18 protein-coding genes are annotated in these 19487 nt (G+C 60.6%); 9 read left to right on the top strand and 9 right to left on the bottom strand.

The features are described from left to right. Nucleotides 1-12: 12 nt before the first annotated feature. Complete coding sequence (locus tag ACX3M4_RS06170; protein WP_459357711.1) at nt 13-1170, bottom strand: WD40/YVTN/BNR-like repeat-containing protein; 1158 nt, start codon at nt 1168-1170, stop codon at nt 13-15. A gap of 222 nt (nt 1171-1392) precedes the next feature. On the opposite strand from ACX3M4_RS06170, the gene ACX3M4_RS06165 reads away from it, so the two are divergent. Continuing rightward, entirely contained in the window at nt 1393-2091 is a 699-nt protein-coding gene (locus ACX3M4_RS06165) for a GNAT family N-acetyltransferase (protein WP_459357710.1), read from the top strand. A 14-nt stretch (nt 2092-2105) separates the two neighbouring features. Here the strand turns inward: ACX3M4_RS06165 and ACX3M4_RS06160 are convergent, their stop codons facing one another. Further along, nucleotides 2106-3083: a DUF808 domain-containing protein gene (locus tag ACX3M4_RS06160; protein ID WP_459357709.1), complete on the bottom strand. Its 978-nt coding sequence runs from the start codon at nt 3081-3083 to the stop codon at nt 2106-2108. A gap of 362 nt (nt 3084-3445) precedes the next feature. Here ACX3M4_RS06160 and ACX3M4_RS06155 point away from each other — a divergent pair, with 362 nt between their 5' ends. Then, the gene (locus ACX3M4_RS06155; RefSeq protein ID WP_459357708.1) at nt 3446-4282 is read left to right on the top strand and encodes a dimethylsulfonioproprionate lyase family protein; all 837 of its coding nucleotides are present in this window, start codon (nt 3446-3448) and stop codon (nt 4280-4282) included. 25 nt (nt 4283-4307) lie between these two features. Here ACX3M4_RS06155 and ACX3M4_RS06150 read toward each other — a convergent pair whose 3' ends face one another. After that, on the bottom strand, nt 4308-4958 hold the full coding sequence (locus ACX3M4_RS06150; RefSeq protein WP_459357707.1) for a pyridoxamine 5'-phosphate oxidase family protein: 651 nt from the start codon (nt 4956-4958) through the stop codon (nt 4308-4310). A 591-nt stretch (nt 4959-5549) separates the two neighbouring features. On the opposite strand from ACX3M4_RS06150, the gene ACX3M4_RS06145 reads away from it, so the two are divergent. The 6 genes from ACX3M4_RS06145 (at nt 5550) to ACX3M4_RS06120 (ending at nt 12080) form a co-directional block, all read left to right on the top strand. Beyond that, on the top strand, nt 5550-6278 hold the full coding sequence (locus ACX3M4_RS06145) for a FadR/GntR family transcriptional regulator (protein ID WP_459357706.1): 729 nt from the start codon (nt 5550-5552) through the stop codon (nt 6276-6278). A 97-nt stretch (nt 6279-6375) separates the two neighbouring features. Continuing rightward, nucleotides 6376-7524: a sugar ABC transporter substrate-binding protein gene (locus tag ACX3M4_RS06140; protein ID WP_459357705.1), complete on the top strand. Its 1149-nt coding sequence runs from the start codon at nt 6376-6378 to the stop codon at nt 7522-7524. Nucleotides 7525-7619: 95 nt separating this feature from the next. Then, nucleotides 7620-9143 (top strand): sugar ABC transporter ATP-binding protein, encoded by a 1524-nt coding sequence (locus ACX3M4_RS06135; RefSeq protein ID WP_459357704.1) that lies wholly within the window; start codon nt 7620-7622, stop codon nt 9141-9143. Beyond that, complete coding sequence (locus tag ACX3M4_RS06130; RefSeq protein ID WP_459357703.1) at nt 9140-10201, top strand: ABC transporter permease; 1062 nt, start codon at nt 9140-9142, stop codon at nt 10199-10201. The genes ACX3M4_RS06135 and ACX3M4_RS06130 overlap by 4 nt, the downstream gene beginning before the upstream one ends. A gap of 6 nt (nt 10202-10207) precedes the next feature. Continuing rightward, the gene (locus ACX3M4_RS06125; RefSeq protein WP_459357702.1) at nt 10208-11158 is read left to right on the top strand and encodes an ABC transporter permease; all 951 of its coding nucleotides are present in this window, start codon (nt 10208-10210) and stop codon (nt 11156-11158) included. A 10-nt stretch (nt 11159-11168) separates the two neighbouring features. Continuing rightward, nucleotides 11169-12080 carry an SMP-30/gluconolactonase/LRE family protein gene (locus ACX3M4_RS06120; protein WP_459357701.1) on the top strand — a complete coding sequence of 304 codons (912 nt, stop codon included), beginning with the start codon at nt 11169-11171 and terminating at the stop codon, nt 12078-12080. Nucleotides 12081-12099: 19 nt separating this feature from the next. On the opposite strand, the gene ACX3M4_RS06115 is transcribed toward ACX3M4_RS06120, so the two are convergent. The 5 genes from ACX3M4_RS06115 to ACX3M4_RS06095 all read right to left on the bottom strand — a co-directional run bounded on the left by ACX3M4_RS06115 (nt 12100) and on the right by ACX3M4_RS06095 (nt 17614). Then, nucleotides 12100-12762 carry an aspartate/glutamate racemase family protein gene (locus ACX3M4_RS06115; protein WP_459357700.1) on the bottom strand — a complete coding sequence of 221 codons (663 nt, stop codon included), beginning with the start codon at nt 12760-12762 and terminating at the stop codon, nt 12100-12102. An 8-nt stretch (nt 12763-12770) separates the two neighbouring features. Continuing rightward, a complete protein-coding gene (locus ACX3M4_RS06110) occupies nt 12771-13610 on the bottom strand; it encodes an ABC transporter permease (RefSeq protein ID WP_459357699.1) in 840 nt (279 codons plus the stop codon). Between the two features lie 305 nt (nt 13611-13915). Further along, nucleotides 13916-14860 (bottom strand): ABC transporter permease, encoded by a 945-nt coding sequence (locus ACX3M4_RS06105; RefSeq protein ID WP_459357698.1) that lies wholly within the window; start codon nt 14858-14860, stop codon nt 13916-13918. Nucleotides 14861-15262: 402 nt separating this feature from the next. Then, nucleotides 15263-16555 (bottom strand): ABC transporter substrate-binding protein, encoded by a 1293-nt coding sequence (locus tag ACX3M4_RS06100; RefSeq protein WP_459357697.1) that lies wholly within the window; start codon nt 16553-16555, stop codon nt 15263-15265. 66 nt (nt 16556-16621) lie between these two features. Then, a complete protein-coding gene (locus ACX3M4_RS06095; protein WP_459357696.1) occupies nt 16622-17614 on the bottom strand; it encodes an ABC transporter ATP-binding protein in 993 nt (330 codons plus the stop codon). Nucleotides 17615-17868: 254 nt separating this feature from the next. Here ACX3M4_RS06095 and ACX3M4_RS06090 point away from each other — a divergent pair, with 254 nt between their 5' ends. Further along, the gene (locus ACX3M4_RS06090) at nt 17869-18609 is read left to right on the top strand and encodes a GntR family transcriptional regulator (RefSeq protein ID WP_459357695.1); all 741 of its coding nucleotides are present in this window, start codon (nt 17869-17871) and stop codon (nt 18607-18609) included. 27 nt (nt 18610-18636) lie between these two features. Here ACX3M4_RS06090 and ACX3M4_RS06085 read toward each other — a convergent pair whose 3' ends face one another. Further along, nucleotides 18637-19440, bottom strand: a complete 804-nt coding sequence (locus ACX3M4_RS06085; protein WP_459357694.1) for a class I SAM-dependent methyltransferase — start codon at nt 19438-19440, stop codon at nt 18637-18639. Nucleotides 19441-19487 lie beyond the last annotated feature (47 nt).

The following is a 19487-nucleotide window of genomic DNA, read 5'->3' as shown; positions in this document are numbered from 1 at the left end:
GGAGAGGGGGACCTACCCCCTGTCCAGCACCTCCACCGCCAGCACGGTAGGCAGGTGCCGGGCGATCTCGCTCCAGGTCTCGCCCTCGTCGAGACTGGCAAAGACAGAGCCGGAATTGGTTCCGAAATAGATCCCGGCGGGATCGCGCCGGTCGCCGCCCATGGCCTGGCGCAGCACGGTGAAAAAGCAGGTCGCCTGGGGCAGGCCGTCACGCTTGGCGGCCCAAGTCTGGCCGCCGTCGGCCGATTTCCAGACCGCGGCTGACGCATCCGGCGGGAAGCGGCCCTTTGTGTCGCCGTTGAGTGGCAGCGTCCAGATTGTCTGCGGATCGCGCGGATGAACGCGGATCGGAAAGCCGAAGGTCGAGGGCAGGCCCTCGGTGATGTTCTCCCAGCTGCGCCCGCCGTCGGCCGATCGCCAGACGCCGTGATGGTTCTGCTGGTAAAGGAGGTCAGCGTCTCCGGGAGCGCGCATCATGTTGTGAACGCAGTGCCCGGTCTCGCCGTCCCGGGCGGCCGCCGGGTGATCATGCCCCTCGCAGGCTGCCGCATTGGATAGACGGTTGCGCCGTTCCCAGGTTTCGCCGCCATCTTCGCTGGCAAACACACCCGCCGCCGAGATCCCGATCCAGAGTTTCTTCGGATCGGCCGGATCGGAGACGATCGTGTGAAGGACGAGCCCGGCAGCGCCGGGGTTCCAGCTGTCGGAGGAGGGATGGCTGGCGAGGCCTTCCAGATGCTCGAAGCTTTTGCCGCCATCCCGGCTCGCCAGGAATTTCGCCGGTTTTGTCCCGGCATAGAGCGTGCCATGGGCGTAGCCGAGCGACCAGATCTGCGAGAACTGGTCCTCGAAGGGGGCGGGCTGGGGTGTCCAGCCGATCATTTCGGCAAAGGCGGGGTCGCTGGCGGCCCATTCGTCCATCTGGCCCTTGGTGAGCCGCGTCACCTCCCAGGTCTCGCCGCCATCTTCGGATCGCCACACGCCTGCGCCGGACCAGTCGCCGCCGCCACCGGCCCAAAGCACGCCACTCTCCGCATCGCCGATCACATGATTGATTGGCCAGCCGTCGCAAAAAGGTCCCCGGACTTTCCAGTCTTGCCGGCTTTCGCCGCCCTCCAGCAGAAAAGTTCCCTTGGTCGTCCCGACCAGAACCGTCACGCCTGCATTCATGGCCTGCACCCTCCTGAAAAACGACCGGAGCATAACATGAGTTGCGACGGTTGCAGCTGTCATGGTCGCACCCTGTCTTCGCCAATTTCACTCGATCTGCAAGTGGTTCTGCGAGACTGGTGAAACTGGTGCTTTCTGGGGAGCAGGTCGGGCGCTAGACATGTCGGGTCTTTCCGCAGCACGATGATGCAGACAGCGCCCGAATTCATGCCGGAGTTGGAAATGCCTGAAGATCTCAGCCACTGGACAGCCCGGCCAGGGCCCGAGCGCAAGACCCTGGAGGGGCGCTATGTGAAGCTGGAGCCGCTCGACGCGGTGCGTCACGGTGCGGAGCTGTTCGAAGCCTCCGACGTTCCGGACGGCGATCAGAAGTTCCGGTGGCTTGGAGAATATCCGCCGGAAACAGAGGCCGACTTCCTGTCCTGGGTGGAAAAGGTGGCCTTGAGCGAGGATCCGCTCTTCTTTGCGGTGATCGACAAGGAAAGCGGCAAGGTGGCCGGACGGCAGACCCTGATGCGGATCGACCGAACCCATGGCGTGATCGAAATCGGCAACATCTATTGGGGACTGCTGATTGCGCGCCGCCGCGCCGCCACCGAGGCGCTCTATCTCTTCATGGAATACTGCTTCGATGAGCTCGGTTACCGGCGATTCGAATGGAAATGCAACGACGACAATCTGCCGTCAAAGCAGGCGGCGCTGCGTTTCGGTTTTCAGGCCGAGGGTGTCTTCCGCCAGCATCTCATCGTCAAGGGGCTCAACCGGGACACGGCCTGGTTCTCCATCATCGACAAGGAATGGCCGTCGCTGAAGAAAGGCTATGCGGCCTGGCTGGCAGCGGAGAATTTCGACGGCAACGGCAACCAGAAACGCAAGCTCGGCGATTGCCTGGAAGACGCCGCACGAGGCGGCCGGACCTAGGTCTCGGCGGTGTCTCAATGCCCGCCGGCTGCGGCCTTCTTTCCACGGATAAGCCGCCACAGCGGCAGGATTGCCTTCTCGGTGACGGGGATCAGCACCATGCCGAGGGCAAGGCCGAAGATGCCGTCAAGGGCTGCAGTCACCGCCCAGATGACAAATCCTTCCGCGACATGGACGGCATGGGCGGCATTGTGGGCGATGTCGTGAATGATGCCGTAGACGAGGCCGTAGCCGAGCACATCGAAGCCGTGCAGCACGATGGAGCCGCCAACCCAGAGCATCGCCGCCGTGCCGATCGTCATCAGGAGCTTCATGAACCCGGGCATCGCCTTGACGATGCCGTGGCCGAGGGCCCGGGTCACGGAGAAATGGCCTTCCTTGGAAAGGTGCAGGCCGAAATCGTCCGCCTTGACGATGAGGGCGACGGAGCCATAGACCATCACCGTGATGCCGACGGCGACGACGGCCAGGATAATGGCTTCCATCCAGAGCGTGTTGTCCGGAATTTCGGCAAGCGCGATGGTCATGATTTCCGCCGACAGGATGAAATCGGTCTTGATCGCCCCGGCAACCTTCTGCTTTTCAAGATGCAGTGGATCGCGGACATAGCCTTCCGGTTCGTCGGCGTCGTGGTGATGTGGCGCAAAGAGATGATAGACCTTCTCCGCACCCTCGAAACACAGATACGCGCCCCCGATCATTAGAAGCGGAGTGATGATGCCCGGCAGGAACGTGTTCAGCGCAAGGCCAATGGGCAGCAGAAAGAGGAGCTTGTTCTTCAGCGAGCCCTTGGCGATCTGCCAGACGATGGGAATTTCGCGAGCGGGCGAGAAGCCGGCCACATATTTTGGGGTCACGGCAGCGTCGTCGATCACCGCACCGGCGGCTTTCGCTCCGGCCTTCGCCGCCTGGCCGACAACGTCGTCAACGGATGCGGCTGCAACCTTGGCAATCGCGGCAACGTCGTCGAGAAGGGCTAGCAATCCGCTCATGACAGCTCCTCAAAAATCCACTCCATCCGGACGAACCATATAGGGTTTTGGTCCTCGCGCACCCAGCTTCTTTCTTTTCCACAAAACTGGCGTGACAGGGCCCGCACGGTCCGCCGTCTGAGACGGTGCGGAGCGAAGCCTTGAAGTCATTCCCGCATGTCGCAAACGGATTGCCGCGTGACGAGAAATGCAGAGTTGAGCGGATCGCACAGGCTTACATTTTTCGAACACTGTGCACGTGGCCCCAACCGGCAGGGCCACACCCGAAAACGGGCAAGAGACCGGAACAGGTACCCATACCCTTCAGCTCGCGCAGGCCCGCTGCCCCCGGCCGGCCTGCGCCTTTTCAAGGAGTTCAACCCTTGACCGTTCTTCCGGATGAAATCTCTCCCGGCGGCGATGCCGCGACCGCAGCTGAGGAACTTGCCGCGACCGGGTCTGGTCCGCTTGGCGGAACGGCTGCCTGGCAAATGCCTGGCGCTTTGGAAATCCATCCGGAACCGGCAGAAGAGACCGGGCTCGCCGATCTCGTCCTGGGTGATTGTGCACAGGAGGACATCCTCGTCGACCTTGCGGCGGAGTCTTTCGCGGACCCGCGCCGCGCTGCCTTCGACCGGCTGCTGGAAACGCTTCAACGCCTTTACGCTGAAACAGAAGCAATGCGCGACTTTGCACCCTGGCCGGACAACCTGGTCTGGTCGGAACGGGAGCCTGTCGCGCTGCCGGTTGCCGGCCATGTCGGCGGCTGGGATGAGACGTCCGACGGCACGGCTGCCAGCAGCGTTCACAACGACGTTCATAAAGCGATGGCGGAGGCCGCCGCCCATGCCGAATGGCGCCTGACCTATACGGAAGAACAAGTCGGCGCGCATTTCCTTGAAAATTACGGCTATTTCGAACTCTTCGGTCCGGACGGCCATTACCGGACCAGCGAAGCCCGCGCCTATGTCGCCTATTGGGGGCCATGGCTTTTCTACGATTGGCATCATCACGAGGCCGAGGAGCTCTACGTCATCGTCTCCGGGTCCGGGCTCTTCCACCTCGAGGGCGGCGCTGATGGGCTTCTCAAGCGCGGCGACACGCGCCTGCACGGATCCTGGCAGAAGCACGCCATGACAACGGGCGACGAACCGATCCTGACCTTCGTCATGTGGCGCGGTGCGGGACTGGAGGGATTGCCCAAGATGGGGAAGGGGTGAGGAAGAGGTCTTCCTGCAACCCTCTTCAATACATCGTCTTTTGATAGGTCTCTTCCAGCGCCGCATCGATCTTGCGCATTTCGTCCGCGTCATCCGGTGCGCCTGACGTCTGGTCTAGGATGATCTTGGCCAGGGACGGCATCCCGGCGCGGTCCTGGAAGTGCTCCGGGGCCCACAGATGCGACCGCCGGAAAGCCTTGGCGCAATGCATGAAGACCTCCTTCACCTTGACGACGATGGCAAGCCGCGGCGCGCGGTCCTTGATCTTCATGCTGTCGAGAAGCTCCGGGTCGGTGACGAGGTAGGCCTCGCCATTTACCCTTAGCGTGTCGTCGAAGCCCGGAATTATGAACAGCAGGCCGACGCTTCGGTTTGCAATGATGTTGGACAGGCTGTCGAGACGGTTGTTGCCGGGCCGGTCGGGGATGGCGAGCGTTGTCTCGTCGAGGATCCGCACAAACCCGGCGGGATCGCCGCGCGGGCTGACATCGGCATTGCCCTGAAGGTTCTGCGTGCCGAGGCAGAGAAACGGCGCGCGACGGATGAAGTCCTGCGCATGCGCGTCGAGTGCGTTGAGGCATTTGTTGGCGGCAAGCGGCGATAGTGCGGGAAACAGGGCGCGAAGGTCGCTTTCCTCCGCAATCACGAATTCCGGTTTCGGCTCGAACCCAGACATTTCATTTCCCTCCTGAATCATTGCCTTGCGTCGATGTGTTGTCCAGGCCGAACGTGAAGGCGCCCGGGTGTTTGTCAAGCGATTTGCTGTGGCAGCGACGACAATCTGAGGAGCGTACCTCAGATTTGATTGTTACAGCTGCAAGGGTAGCGCAATCAAGCAGAAACGAAGCTGGTCCGACAGGGATTGGCCATGGCCTTGTCGTCGTGGCGCGGTGCGAGGCGGACGCGCGCCGGTGTTTTCCAGCAAGTTTGGTGCAGCACCGGTCACGTCAAATGCTGATCAATTCACCATTTCTGAGGATGTGAGGGAGATCGGGGCCTGCGTGGCGTTCGCTCCTCTGTTCCATTCCAGAGGGTATCTGGTATGACAAATAACCTCCGAAGCTTGCCTCAGATTTGTCTCCAGGAGAGAGTGCGGATAAAATTTGGTAATAAAGACCATATTTATTAGTCTGAAAAATATAACGAAAAAGACAAAGTGCCAAAAGATTCCCTAACGGCATTGACTTCGTTCCGTTCTCTGAGTAGGAAATTCCTGGTCCAACAAATAACGTGAGCTGCTGGCCACGATTTGCACTCGGGAAAAGAAATGGAAGCGGAAACGGGAGCAGCTTTGGCTCGGGGAGCGCCGTCGAATGAATCGGCGGTCGATGCTGTCGTGCAGCAGATTCGAGACCTGATTGCGAGTTCCCGGCTGAAGGTGGGAGACAGCCTGCCGACGGAGCGCGAACTTTGCACCCAGTTCAACGCCAGCCGGAACACCGTACGTGAGGCCATGCGTATCCTGAAAGCCTACGGGCTTGTGGAGGTGCGGCCCAAGGTCGGAGCGACGATCATCGACAACCGCATGTCGCGGGCGTTCGAGCTGTTCTCGTTCAATACGATGGAGCTGTCGCGCAAGACCTTCAGTGACGTCCAGGCGCTGCGCGGTCTACTGGAGGTCGGATCGGCTGAAACACTGGTCGACAAGGTCAACCGGAACGATCTGAACGAACTCAACGATATCAACGCGGAACTGGCTGAGAACCACGATCTGAACGAGGCTTCGGAGATCGACTACGCTTTTCACGTGCGCCTCGTCTCGATCCTCGACAATTCAGCCATTCTCGACGTTTACGCGGTCATGAAGCCGGTGATCCTCAGGATCATGCAGAAGGGCAAGACACGCAGAACCTTCATGACAGACACCTTTAGCGAGCATCAGGGCGTCATCGACGCTCTGGCCGCGCGCGACCGGCTGGCCTTTCAATATCGGCTGCGCACTCATCTGATGTTCGGTTTCCGCCATTTCAACGAGGAGATGGAAGCAACCGCCTGAGACTGCGGACAAACCGCAAGCAAAAAACAAGCGGAGGCAGGGCGCGCCGACCTGCCAAGAGGAGCCGCGAAATGGCGCATCCAAGGGAGGAAGTGCGATGATTGGGAAGTTGAAGCTGACGACCGCGCTGACGATGGCACTGCCGGCGCTGGTCCTGTCCACCACCATGGCGTTGGCCGGACCGGCCGTCGTTTCAGGACCGGGCGTCGATCCGGAATGTTTCGCGCCATGGTCTGCAGAAACAAAGTTCTTCAAATGGGATGCCAAGCCGGGTCCTTACCGGGTCGCCGTCGTCAACGGCTTTGTCGGCAACACCTGGCGCATCCAAATGATCAAGACCGCAAAGGCTTTCGCCGAAGATCCGACCATGAAGGAGAAGATCTCGGAGTTCAAAGTCGTCTCCACCGGCACCGACGCTCCGGCACAGCTTGGCGCAATCGAGGACTTCATCAACCAGGGCTATGATGCCATCGTGACCATCGCCGTTTCTCCGGACGGGTTCGACCGGGTCATCCGGCTGGCCGACAAGAACAATGTCGTTCTGGTGCCGTTCGACAACGTGCTCGATACCGACAAGGTGATGCAGGTCAACGAGGATCAGCTCACGATGGGCCGCACGTGGGCTCAGTTCACCCTGGACGAATTGAAGGCCAAGGGCATCACCTCCGGCAAGATCCTGGAAGTGCGCGGATTGCCGGGCAATTCGGTTGATCGCGACCGCTCCATCGGCATCAACGAGGTTCTGGTTGGTTCGGATGGCGATTGGGAAGTGATCCAGGTCGTCGGCAACTGGGATGACGGCACCACGCAGAAAGTGGTTGCCGACGCAATTGCCGTCCATGGCGAGTTCGTTGCCGTCGTCGGGCAGGGCGGTTCCAACGGCATCGTTCAGGCTCTCAAGGATGCCAAACATCCCTGGGTGCCGGTCGCGGGCGAATCCGAGAACGGCTATCGCAAGGCGATTGCCGAGTATTCCGGCGACGGTCTTAAGGGCATCTCCATCGGCCAGTCGCCGGGGCTCGTCGCCATTGCGATGAAGGCTGCCGTGTCGGCGCTTGAAGGCAATGTCATGCCGCAGCTGATTTCCGTGCCGCTGCCGGTCGCGACTTATGACCAGCTCGAAGACGGCAAGAACTACTGGTCCGATCTGCCGGACAACTTCTTCACCGTCAACGAGTTCCCGCCCTGCGGCGTCAACATCTCCGGTCCGGCGATCATGTCCCAGACCGAAGAAGACGTGAAGTAACCCCCCACGAAGCTACCGAGGCGGCTCCGGACTTGTGTCCGGAGCCGCTTTCAAGAAACCATGGACCCGGCACCCCGTCCGGTGAGCGCACACGCATGACCGAAGCCATTGTTGAATACCAGGGCGTTTCCAAGTTTTTTGCCGGCATCCGCGCCCTTGAGGGCGTCGATTTCAGCTGCCGGCCCGGTTCCGTGCATGCGATCCTTGGCGAAAACGGCGCGGGAAAATCCACTCTCATAAAGATCATGGCGGGCGTGCTTCAGCCAGATGAGGGCAGCATCCTGCTCGAAGGCAAGCCCGTAACATTTCCAGGGCCGCAGTTTGCCGTTGACGCGGGAATCGTCTGCATGTTCCAGGAACTGTCGCTCATTCCCGATCTCACGGTCGCCGACAACATCTCCATTTCCGATCCGCCGCGGCGTTTCGGACTGATCGACAGGCGTGCCCAGATCCGGCGTGCTGAGGAATTGCTCGCCCGGGTACGCTGCGAGGACGTCGACCCGAACGCGCTTGTGCGGGAACTTTCCCTGTCCCGCCGTCAAATGGTCGAGATCGCCAAGGCTTTGGGCCGGAACCCCAAGGTGCTCATTCTGGACGAAGCGACCTCCGCTTTGACTGCAAGGGACGTAAGCACGGTCTACGACCTTTTGGGGGAGCTGAGAGAGGCAGGTGTCGCGAGCCTTTTCATCTCCCACCGAATGCACGAGGTCGAGGCACTCTGCGACACGCTCTCGGTGTTCCGCAACGGGCAGCATATCGAGACTTTCGCAAAGGGAACGAAATCGGAGCGGGAGATTGTGCGGCTGATGATCGGCCGCGATGTCGAAGCGCAGTTTCCGCCAAAGCCCCAGCCTGTCGAGGAAAACGCCAGAAGCAAAACGGTGCTGCAGGTGAAGGGCCTCAAATGGGGCAACAGGCTCAACGGCATCGATCTTTCCCTGCGTCCGGGCGAGATCGTCGGCCTTGGCGGTCTGGATGGCCAGGGCCAGAAGGAGCTTTTGCTCGCACTGTTCGGTGTCCTCAAGGATGTCGACGGCGAAATAGAAATCGGAGGGCGCAAGGGACTGCCGTCTTCACCGGCCGCGGCCAAATCCGCCGCGATCCGCATGGCGCTCGTTCCGGAAGACCGAAAAACCGAGGGTCTCATGCTCGGCATGTCGATTGCCGACAACCTGCTGGCTGCCAGTTTCAGGCAGATCTCGAAGGGACCTTTCATCGATCCGCGCAGGGCAGAGGCTGAGATCGGCAAGGGGATCGCGAAACTGCAGATCAAGATCGGGTCCGCGGATGATCCTGTCATGACGCTGTCCGGCGGCAATCAGCAAAAGGTTGTGCTTGCCAAGTGGCTGATGATCGACCCGGACATCATTCTGCTGAACGATCCGACACGAGGCATCGATGTCGGCACCAAACAGGAGATCTACCGTCTCATGCGGGATCTGGCGAACGAGGGCAAAGCGATCCTTTTTTATTCTTCCGATTATGCGGAACTGATCGGCTGCTGTGACCGGGTGTCCGTTCTCTATGGCGGCCGGGTGATCAGCGAACAGGCAGGCGATGCGATTACCGAGGAAAGCCTTGTCGCAGCCTCTCTCAACATCGGTATCGAGGCAGCATGAAACAGCAATCTTCCTCTCTGCCTCCTCTGACGCGATGGCTGTCCCAGAACACGGGTTTTGCCGTTGCCATCCTGCTGCTGGCACTCCTCTATTTGACCTACAACGTGCTGCATCCGCGTGGCTTCTCCACCGCGGTTGCTGTCCAGAATGCAAATGAGACCGTTGCAATTGCCTTCGTCGCCATGGCGCAGACATTGCCCGTTCTGCTGGGTGGGCTGGATCTGTCCGTCGGTGCCGTAATGACGCTCACCAATTGCGTTGCCTCGGAATTGCTGTCCGGTTCGCCTTTGCAGATCGTGATCGGTGCGATCCTGACGTTGATGACCGGAGCGCTTTTCGGTTTCATGAATGGCTGCATCGTCGTCTATGGGCGTATCCAGCCGATCATCGCGACCCTCGCGTCCGGTGCGATCGCCATCGGCCTTGCCTTGCTGATCCGGCCCAAACCTGGTGGTGCGGTTGACGATGACCTGAGTTGGGCGTTGACGAATTCAGTCTGGGATCTGGCGGATACCTACGGCTTCGCCGACGGCGGCAACGCGTGGTGGATACGACCCTTTGCCGATATTCCCGTACCCTTCCTGATCGTCGTCTTCGTCGCAGTCGTCGTCTGGGTGCCATTCCGCCGTTCCGTGACCGGCCGGACAGTTTACGCCATCGGCTCGGCCGAAGGGGCAGCCTACATGTCCGGTCTGCCGATCCAGCGGGCGAAAATAACCGCCTTTACGCTCAGTGGGTTCCTGGCCGCCTGTGGCGGACTCTATCTTGCCATCCAGACATCGTCCGGCAATGCGGATGTCCAGCAGGCCGGTGCCTACACGCTGAATTCCATTGCCGCCGTCGTGCTTGGCGGAACATCGCTGCTTGGCGGCGTGGGCGGTGCCATTGCCAGCCTTGTCGGGGCCATGATCTTGAGGGTCATATCCTTCTATTTCCGCATTCTAGACATCGACCCGCTGTTGCAGCCCTTGATCGAAGGGCTGGTGCTGCTGACAGCCGTTTCCTTCGGTGCTTTCCGCACCCTGCGGGTCAAGAACCAGCTCGACTTGTTCAGGTAGCCCGGCATGAAGATTTCCCTTTCCAGCGAAAACCGTCCGATCGTCATTGCCTCTCTGTTCGTGGTGGTGATCCTGGTGGCGGGTACAGCCTATACACTCACGACGACCGGCACGGCTCCGCTCCTGTCTGTCAATTACCTGCTGCAGCAGCTTCAGACCGGCGCGTTCCTCGGCATCTGTGCCGCCGGCATGATGATGGTCATCCTGCTCGGGCATATCGACCTCTCCATTCCCTGGACGCTGACGGCAGCCGCCATGACGGCCACCGCCGTCGGTGGAGACCTTGCAATCCCGACGGCTTTGGCCGTGGGTGTTTGCGTCGGTCTCCTCAACGGGGTGGGGGTCGCCTGGCTCAGGATACCGTCGATGATCTTCACGCTTGGCGTGGATACTGTCCTGCGCGGGTTGATGGTTGCCCAGACGGGCGGCTTTGCGCCACAGGACAAGGCAACGCCGGTCATGCTGTTTCTTGCCAAGGAACGAATTCTCGGCGTACCCGCCGCTATCTTGGTCTGGGCCGCGGTTTCAGTTGCCATTGCCGTCATTTTGACCCGGACCGGCTTCGGCAGGTCCATCTATGCGACGGGCTCACGCGAAGGGGCTGCTTATCTTTCCGGCATCCGTACCCGGGCGGTGATAATCGGCGCTTTCGTCGTGTCGGGCGTTTGCGCGGCGATTGCCGGTGTGTTGCTCGCGGGATATTCCGCGAAGGCCTATCAGGGGATGGGCAATGCCTTCCTCCTGCCGGCGATTGCAGCGGTCGTGCTCGGTGGAACGCACATTCTCGGTGGCAGAGGCAGATACCTTGGAACACTGGTTGGTGTCGTTCTGATCGTGCTTCTGAATTCGGTCCTCTCGATCATGCAAATGCCGGAAGCCGGGCGGCAAATCATATACGGTGCCGTAATCATCGGCATGCTGTTGGTCTATGGACGCAATCAGCGTGTGACCTCATGAGGGAGACACAATGACTGCCCAACTCTACGACATTCGCGATGTCCGCTTTGCCAGGCTGATCCACAAGAATGCAAAGATGGACACGCTCTGGACCGGGGGACGCTGGACCGAGGGACCGGCCTATCTCGCAGCTGGCCGCTACCTGATCTGGTCGGATATCCCGAACGACCGCATCCTGCGCTGGGACGAGATGAACGGGGCCATCGCCACCTTCGAACAGCCCTGCCGTAATCACAACGGTCACTGTGTCGATGGACAAGGCCGGCTGATCGCCTGCGAGCATGGCGGCCGTTGTGTCAGCCGCTACGAAATTGACGGAACGAAAACGGTTCTTGCCGACCGTTTCAACGGCAAGCGCTTCAACTCGCCCAATGATGTTGTGGTCAAGTCGGACGGCTCGATCTGGTTTACTGATCCCTCCTACGGCATTGACAGCGACTATGAGGGCAACGCTGCGCCGATGGAGCAGGATGGCCGCCACGTTTACCGGATCGCGCCGGACGGCAGCCTCACAAGGGTGATCGAGGATCTCAAGCAACCCAACGGGCTCGCCTTCACACCCGACGAGGCCTTTCTTTATGTCTCCGACACCGGCAAGACCCACTTCCCGGATTGCCAACCGAAAATCAGACGCTATCCCCTCACGTCAGACGGCTCGGCTGTCGGTTCCGGTGAGGATTTTGTTCTTTGCGACACTGGTCTCTTCGACGGGTTCCGGATCGATAAAAACGGCAATCTGTGGTCTTCGGCCGGCGATGGCGTGCATTGTTTTGCGCCGGACGGAACGCTTCTTGGCAAGATCCTGATCGACGAAGTCGTTTCCAACGTCACCTTCGGCGGGCCGAAGCGCAACCGGCTGTTCATCTGCGCAACGACGTCGCTCCGGGCAATCTATGTGAACGCCAGCGGCGCCGTGCCCTGACCAATTAAGGGGCGCTGTTTCAGCAAACCACCGTTTCGGCCAGACGCACGGCCGAAGCGACACCATCGATGACGGGAACCTTGAACCTGCCAGTCAGGTCGGCGGCGAGATCCGCCATGCCGGCGCAGCCGAGCGCGATGGCACCGATACCGTCCTCTCTCAGCGCCTCTTCGATTTCCGCCTCGATCTTGTGCCGCGCATTGCTTTGCGGGTTCTCGAGTTCGAGCACCGGGACATCCGAGGCGCGGACCCTTGCGCAGCGGGTAGCCAGGCCGGTACGGACAAGGTTCTCCTCCAGAACCGGCACGGAAACGGGCAGGGTGGTGACGACGGAGAACCGTTCTGCCGCCACCGACGCAACGTGATAGGCGGCCTCACCGATGCCGATGACAGGAACAGGCGCCCGGGACTTCAGTTCCCAGAGCCCGGTGTCGTCAAAGCAGGCGATGATCACGGCACTGATGCTGGGATCATGTTTCAACGAGCGCTCGTAGAGATCGTAGAGACCGGGCAGGGCGGCTTCACCGTCTGCCGGGCCTTGAATGGAGGCCGGTCCTTGCCTGGGATTGATGGCCGTAATCCGCGAGGCAGGACCGGCTGCGGCGCGAGCAGCCGCCGCAATCTTGAGGGTCATCGACGCCGTGGTGTTCGGGTTGATGACGAGTATGTGTGTTTCCCGCATCGCCCGTCCTAGACCATGCCCTTGCCGGCATCCGAGCCCTGACGGGAGCGGCGTTTGTTCATCACCACCACAACGGCGAGGAAAAGGCCGATGATCAGAAACGAAAAGGCGGTGGTCAGCGTGCCGAGCGCGAAGATGACCGGTGTCGTCACGTTGGTGGTCATGCCGTAGATTTCCAGCGGCAGCGTGTTGTAGCTGCCGGCGGTCAGGAGTGTTCGGGCAAACTCGTCGTAGGAGAGCGTGAAGCCGAAGAGCGCGACGCCGATCAGCATCGGCGCAATGATCGGCAGCACCACGTGCCGGATCGTCTGCCACGCACTCGCGCCCTGGTCTCTTGCCGCTTCCTCATAGGATTTGTCGAAGCGGTTGAAGACCGCGAACATGATCAGGAGGCCGAAGGGCAACGTCCAGGTGAGCTGCGAGCCGAAACCGGAGGTCGACCAGTGCACCGCAAGGCCGGCTTGCGAGAAGATCAGTCCGACGCCGAGCGAGATGAGGATCGACGGGATCACCAGTGACGTGATGATCAGGTAGAAGATCACGCCGGAGCCCGGAAAGCGCTTGCGGAACGCGAGGCCGCCCATGACGGAGACGACGACGGTCGTCACCATCACCATCAGCCCGAGCGTGAGAGACCGGCCGAAACTGCCCCAGATATCGCCGACGGCCTGCTGTTCGAAGAGATCGTGAAACCAGTGCAACGACACACCGCGCATCGGAAAGGTCAGCCCACCCTGAGGCCCCTGGAAGGAGAGGATCGCGATGGTGATCGTCGGACCGTAGAGGAACACCAGGAACAGCGCGAAGACCGCGGCGAGGACGTAAAAGGAGCGGGGACGTTTTTCCATAGGTCAGAGCTCCCTCCGGATGGTGCGAACATGGTCCATCAAACAAGTTTCTGGCGCGGCAATTAGCAACGGCACTGTCGGCTCACTCCCCTCTCCCCCCTTGCGGGGGAGATGTCTCCGCCAGGAGACAGAGGGGGGTATCGGTCCGTCGGCACACAATGACTGACGCCGAGAGTGCCGTGACGGTTCACCCCCCTCTGTCCGGTTCCCGGACATCTCCCTCGCAAGGGGGGAGAGGGGAGCCAACGGACAAGCCTGTGTTTCGCCAGAAGTCTGCAGCTCGCGTCTCGCCCGGTGCGCCATTTTCATAGCTCCTTCCGGATATCGACGAAACGCAGCAGGATCGAGATCACCAGGAGGACGGTGATGAGCAGGATCACCGCTGTCGCCGCTGCCGATGGATATTGCAGGAGGGCGATGTCGTTGGAGATCAGGCGGCCGACATTGGCCTTCTGGCTGCCGGACATGAAGCGCACGGTGATGAAGTCGCCCATCACCAGTGTCACGACGAAGATCGAGCCGATCATGATGCCGGGCTTCGTCAGTGGAATGATGACGTTGGTGAGCGTCTGCAGGCCGCTGGCGCCGTTGTCGTAGGCTGCCTCGATCAGCGAGCGGTCGATGCGCATCATGGTGTTGAAGATCGGCACCACCATGAAGAGCGTGTAGAGATGCACGAAGGCAAGGATCACCGAAAAATCGGAAAAGAGCAGCCAATCCAGCGGCTGGTCGATGACGCCCATCGACATCAACGTCGAATTGGCGATGCCGTTGCGCCCGAGAAACGGGATCCAGGAGATCATCCGGATGATGTTGGACGTCCAGAAGGGGATCGTGCACAGCAGAAAGAGCACGATCTGCCAGGTGAGCGTCCTGACGTGAAACGCCAGGAAATAGGCGATCGTAAAGCCCAGTACCAGCGTGATCGCCCAGGTGATCAGGGCGTATTTCACGGTGTTGAAGAACACCTGGTAGGTCACCGGCGAGGTCAGCAGGAACTCGTAATTGTCGAACTGAAAGGCCGGATAAATGGAAAACTCCGTCGCGCCCCAGAAGCTGACCACCACGATCATGGCTATAGGCAACACCAGGAAGAAGAACAGCACCAGCGCCAGCGGCAGCGACAACAGCCAGCCCGAGAGGGCGTCGGGAAGGCGGCCCAGGTTGAACGACGCTCCGGCCTTCTTTCTGTCCGGCTTTTCCGCGCCAGATGCTTCCTTGTGAACGAAAAGATGGGCCTGGTCGGTCATGTGGTTCTTGCCTGAATGAAGGGCAGGTTGGCAGCGGCATTAAATAGAGCGCGTTTCGACCGGTCTTGCCGGTCGTCTCTCTCCCGCGTCACCCCGGACAAGCGCAGCGCAGATCCGGGGCCCACTCGCAGCTCCACTTGTTGAAAGGGGGCGATTTTGGCCAGCAGAGTTGCGGTAATCCGCCTGCGCTCTGGAAGCGAGTAGGCCCCGGGTCTCGCTTTGCTCGCCCGGGGTGACACCGGTATCTGCCGCCAGGTTTCGCTATAGGAAAACGGCAGTGGCGTCGCATAGAGCGAGGAAATGTAACGAGAAGAGACGAAGCCGGAAAACACAATAATTTCCTTCGCTTTTCTGAGGAAACTCCGGGGGGCTGCCCCCGGAGCCAAGTCACGTTGGTCAGCCTCAGGCGGCGATGAACTCGTTCCACTTGCGGACCATGTACTGGTTCTCGTCCATGACGGCGTTCCAGCAGGCGACCGCACCCATGCGCTCGTAGAAGGAACCGCCATCACGGGTCTCGCCGGCCTTGGCCAGCACGTCGCCGAACGGGCTCGTGATGTCGCCGGTGGCTTCCTTGCCCTCGAACCAGTAGCCCCACTCGTTCTCGTCCATGTGGTTTTTGGAGGTTTCCGGCACGGCCGAGTAATAGCCCTGGCGCATCAGGAAGCCGCCGACCCAGCCGTCGAGATACCAGTTGATGTATTCGTAGGCGGCGTCCAGCTCGAGCCCGGTCAGGCTCTTGGAGAGGCCGATACCGCCGCCCCAGGAGCGGTAACCTTCCTTCAGCGGCTGGTAGACGCACGGAATGCCACGCGACTTGACGGCAGTGATCGCCGGAGACCACATGGACTGGATCACCACTTCGCCGGAAGCCATCAGGTTGACGCTCTCGTCGAAGGTCTTCCAGAAGGCGCGGAACTGGCCGTTCTTCTTGGCTTCGGTGAAGATCGCCATGGTCTTGTCGATCTCCTCGCGGGTCATGTTGCCCTTGTCGCCATACTGGATCTCGCCCATGGCTTCGCAGACCATGGCCGCATCCATGATGCCGATGGAGGAGATGTCGAGGATCGACGCCTTGCCCTTGAACTCCGGGTTGAGCAGTTCGGTCCAGCTGGAGATCGGACGGCCGATCAGGTCCGGACGGATGCCAAGCGTGTCCGCGTTGTAGATGGTCGGGATCAGCGTCATCCAGCCGGTTTCTTCACCCGCAAAGGCCTTGCCGTCCGGACCGTCGACGAAGCCGACAGTGTGCGGGGCTGTGCCCTGGGCAATCACCGATTCCGGCGTCAGCTTACCGCTTTTGAAGATGCCGACGATCTTGTCGTAATTCTTGATCTTCGACGTTTCCATGGCCTGAAGGTTGCCGGTCGGCCAGACCTTCTTGCAGATCCAGTATTCGATGTCGGCAATGTCGAAGCTGTCCGGCTGGGTTGCGGCGCGCTGAGTGACGGCGTCGCTGTCGAGCGCGGTCATTTCCAGGGTGAAGCCGAGATCTTCCTTCACCTTCTGCGCCACCTCGTTGAGGTTGGAAACGCCGGTGCCGAACTGGCGCAGGGTCACGTCCTTGATGTTCTGTGCCCAGATCGTCGGAAAGCCGGTAATCGCGCCTGAGCCGAGCGCGGCACCGGCGGCGGCAGCGCCGCCCTTCAGAATGCTGCGGCGGCTGACGCCTTTCTTGTCCATTTTGTCTGTCATGGTCCTACTCCTGTTCCCCTGTGGAGTTTTGTCTGGCCCTTGGGAAAGGCCGCTTAGCGGCAGCCGTCAGGCCGCCAAAAGGTGTGCGTCTTCCGGCTTCCAGCTCAGGAAGACGGTCGCGCCGATTTCGATGGGATCGAGAAAGAAAGCCTCGTCGGTCAGTGCGGCGGTGAGGTCGCCCGCGCCGCCTGCATCCAGTGCCAGATTGACGGTCGAGCCGAGATATTCGACGTCCTTGACCATTGCCGTCAGAAGGGCACCGTCCTCGCCGGCGGCCTTCTTGACGCGGAGCCTGTCAGCTCTGAGCGCGACGTCGGTGCCTTGCTGCTGCAAGACGTTGTGGCCGCCGATGAAGCGCGCGACGAAACGGGTGGTTGGCGTATTGAAGACGGCCTGCGGGCTGCCGGCCTGCTCGATCCGGCCGCCATTCATGACGATGATGTCGTCTGCGAGCGCCAGGGCCTCGTCCTGGCTGTGGGTGACATGAATGAAGGAGATCCCGAGTTCGCGCTGCAGTTTCTTCAACTCCAGCCGCATCTTGATGCGCAGGAACGGGTCGAGTGCCGACAGCGGTTCGTCGAGCAGCAGCACCGACGGTTCGGTGATGAGCGCACGGGCGAGGGCGACACGCTGCTGCTGGCCGCCGGATAGCTGGGAGGGCAGCCGTTCCGCGTAGGGAGCCATGTCTACCAATTCCAGCAGCTGATGCGCCTTCTTCAGCCGGACGGATTTCTCGACACCCTTCATCTTTTGCGAGAAAGCGACATTGTCGATAACGGAAAGGTGCGGAAAGAGCGCATAGTTCTGAAACATCATCGCAGTGCCGCGACTGGCTGGTGGCAGATCGGTGATGTTGGTGCCGCCGAGCACGATGTCTCCGGTGGATACGCTTTCATGGCCGGCGATCATGCGCAGCGTTGAGGACTTGCCGCATCCGGACGGACCCAGCAGGCAGGAGTAGGAGCCGGCCGCGAATTTGTGATTGATGGCGTCGACGGCAATCGTGTCGCCGTAGCGTTTGGTGGTGGCCGCCAGTTCCAGCTCCAGGGATTTCGCCATCGCCGGACATCTCCTTCGAAAAACATTGTCCGGCTCATTTCAGCAAGCACCGTGCCAAGGCGAAAAATACGAGGATCTCTGCGGTTTTTGACGTTCCGTCGAACTGTCGGCGGTTCTGACATCGGGAAAAGTGCACAATAAATCATCAAATCAAATACGATATGATCAAAAATTGTATACGATATTTGATTGCCGCTTTTGGGCCGGGCAGGTAGGATCAATCCACCGCAGATCCCGTGGAACTCTCAAGAACAATGACAAAGCCTGTGACCTCAGCCGATCTTGATCCGCGCAGCAGACTGCATGAAGTCTTTGCCTTGCCGGCGGGGAGGGCGCTCGATATCTGCCTGAACCTGCAGGCGGCCATTCTGGAGCACAAGCTGTCGCCCGGCTTGAAGCTGTCGGAGGATGAGGTCGGCGAGATCTACGGCGTCAGCCGCACCGTCGTGCGTGCCGCCCTGCAGGCGCTAGCCCATTCAGGCCTGGTGACGATGGAAAAGAACCGTGGTGCTTTCGTCGCCAAACCAACCATCCGCGAGGCGCATGAGGTCTTCCAGGCGCGGGCCTTGATCGAACCGGCGGTTGCCCGGCTCGCTGCGGATATGATCACCGACGCGCAGCTTGCCGGCCTGAAGGCGCATCTGGATGCCGAACACGAAGCCCTTCACAAGGGAGATATGGGCAGGGCCCTGCTGCTTTCGGGAAGCTTCCATACGGAAATCGCCGATATTGCCGACCACAGGGTCTTTGCCGGCATGGTGCGCTCGTTGATTTCGCGTTCGTCTCTGATCATCGCGCTCTACTGGAAACGCTCGGACACAGCCTGCGAAAGCCACTCGCACCACGCCCTGATGTCTGCCTTCGAGAAGCGCGACGGGGCCGAGGCGGAAAAGATCCAGAAGAGCCACATCATCGATTTGCATTCAGGACTGGATCTGCGGGAGAAAGTTCGAGGGGAAACTTCTCTCAGCGAGGCGCTGCGGCAGCAGCGCTGAATTGGTAGGAGATTGACTTAGTCCGAGCTATTTCTCCGCGCAAATCGCATATCGGTGTTGGGTTGCCCGCTCCAGCCCCTTGAAGAACGGGAGATGTCGCCGCTGCGCCCGGTGGATCGCGCTGAGACTGGTGTCGACGGTGATCCGCTTGAAGCCTGCCTGCCGCAGAAGCTCCACGACCGCCTCCGCACGCGCACCGCCTGAAAAATGCACCCGGGAGAGAATGCTCCGGTGCGTTGCCATCATCTCGGCTGACTTTGCTTCCGGGCTCGCAGGGTTCAGCAGGCCGGCACGGGTCAGACAACCGGATATCCGGGCAAGCAGCCGGGCAAGTGATCCCGGATTGACGAAGTCACCGTCGACGATCAGCAGGCGGCCGCCCGGCTTCAGGATGCGGTGCCATTCGGTGAAAGCGGCTGCCGGATCGACCAGGGTCCAGACCAGATGGCGGCAGGTGAGGACGTCGTACCTGTCGGATGGCTCAAGCGTGCGTTCCGCATCGCCGAGCAGGAAACGGATCGAGCGTTTGCGGGTCCTGGCCTTGTCGCGGGCCTTTGCCAGCATCGGTTCCGCCCAGTCCAAGCCGGTGACCTCGAATTTGAGATCGTCGAGCAGATGCGAGATGACACCCGTTCCTGACGCTAGGTCCAGAACGTGGCGGCCGTCGCCGGCACCCAGATGTTTTTCAAACAGCCGCAGCCAGGCCTGGCGCTCGTCTTCGGAAAAAATTTCATGACCGGGCTGGCTGTCGAAGGTCGCGGCCCGCTGGCCCCAGTATTCCTTGATTTCCTCGCGCAAATCGAAATTCGCGATTGCATCCGCGTCGCTCATCGGCGGGCCTGCTCCCGTTGGTTGGAATGGTTCCAAAAGATAATTCT

The organism is Roseibium sp. M-1, assembly GCF_054515675.1.
The sequence above is the reverse complement of the archived record's forward strand: the minus strand, read 5'-3'. Positions and strand labels throughout refer to the sequence as shown.

What these genes read in the sequence shown, in the direction of transcription:
- ACX3M4_RS06170 (WP_459357711.1), bottom strand. Translation starts at nt 1,170, where the DNA reads ATGAATGCAGGCGTGACGGTTCTGGTCGGGACGACCAAGGGAACTTTT.
- ACX3M4_RS06165 (WP_459357710.1), top strand. Translation starts at nt 1,393, where the DNA reads ATGCCTGAAGATCTCAGCCACTGGACAGCCCGGCCAGGGCCCGAGCGC.
- ACX3M4_RS06160 (WP_459357709.1), bottom strand. Translation starts at nt 3,083, where the DNA reads ATGAGCGGATTGCTAGCCCTTCTCGACGACGTTGCCGCGATTGCCAAG.
- ACX3M4_RS06150 (WP_459357707.1), bottom strand. Translation starts at nt 4,958, where the DNA reads ATGTCTGGGTTCGAGCCGAAACCGGAATTCGTGATTGCGGAGGAAAGC.
- ACX3M4_RS06145 (WP_459357706.1), top strand. Translation starts at nt 5,550, where the DNA reads ATGGAAGCGGAAACGGGAGCAGCTTTGGCTCGGGGAGCGCCGTCGAAT.
- ACX3M4_RS06140 (WP_459357705.1), top strand. Translation starts at nt 6,376, where the DNA reads ATGATTGGGAAGTTGAAGCTGACGACCGCGCTGACGATGGCACTGCCG.
- ACX3M4_RS06135 (WP_459357704.1), top strand. Translation starts at nt 7,620, where the DNA reads ATGACCGAAGCCATTGTTGAATACCAGGGCGTTTCCAAGTTTTTTGCC.
- ACX3M4_RS06130 (WP_459357703.1), top strand. Translation starts at nt 9,140, where the DNA reads ATGAAACAGCAATCTTCCTCTCTGCCTCCTCTGACGCGATGGCTGTCC.
- ACX3M4_RS06125 (WP_459357702.1), top strand. Translation starts at nt 10,208, where the DNA reads ATGAAGATTTCCCTTTCCAGCGAAAACCGTCCGATCGTCATTGCCTCT.
- ACX3M4_RS06120 (WP_459357701.1), top strand. Translation starts at nt 11,169, where the DNA reads ATGACTGCCCAACTCTACGACATTCGCGATGTCCGCTTTGCCAGGCTG.
- ACX3M4_RS06115 (WP_459357700.1), bottom strand. Translation starts at nt 12,762, where the DNA reads ATGCGGGAAACACACATACTCGTCATCAACCCGAACACCACGGCGTCG.
- ACX3M4_RS06110 (WP_459357699.1), bottom strand. Translation starts at nt 13,610, where the DNA reads ATGGAAAAACGTCCCCGCTCCTTTTACGTCCTCGCCGCGGTCTTCGCG.
- ACX3M4_RS06105 (WP_459357698.1), bottom strand. Translation starts at nt 14,860, where the DNA reads ATGACCGACCAGGCCCATCTTTTCGTTCACAAGGAAGCATCTGGCGCG.
- ACX3M4_RS06100 (WP_459357697.1), bottom strand. Translation starts at nt 16,555, where the DNA reads ATGACAGACAAAATGGACAAGAAAGGCGTCAGCCGCCGCAGCATTCTG.
- ACX3M4_RS06095 (WP_459357696.1), bottom strand. Translation starts at nt 17,614, where the DNA reads ATGGCGAAATCCCTGGAGCTGGAACTGGCGGCCACCACCAAACGCTAC.
- ACX3M4_RS06090 (WP_459357695.1), top strand. Translation starts at nt 17,869, where the DNA reads ATGACAAAGCCTGTGACCTCAGCCGATCTTGATCCGCGCAGCAGACTG.
- ACX3M4_RS06085 (WP_459357694.1), bottom strand. Translation starts at nt 19,440, where the DNA reads ATGAGCGACGCGGATGCAATCGCGAATTTCGATTTGCGCGAGGAAATC.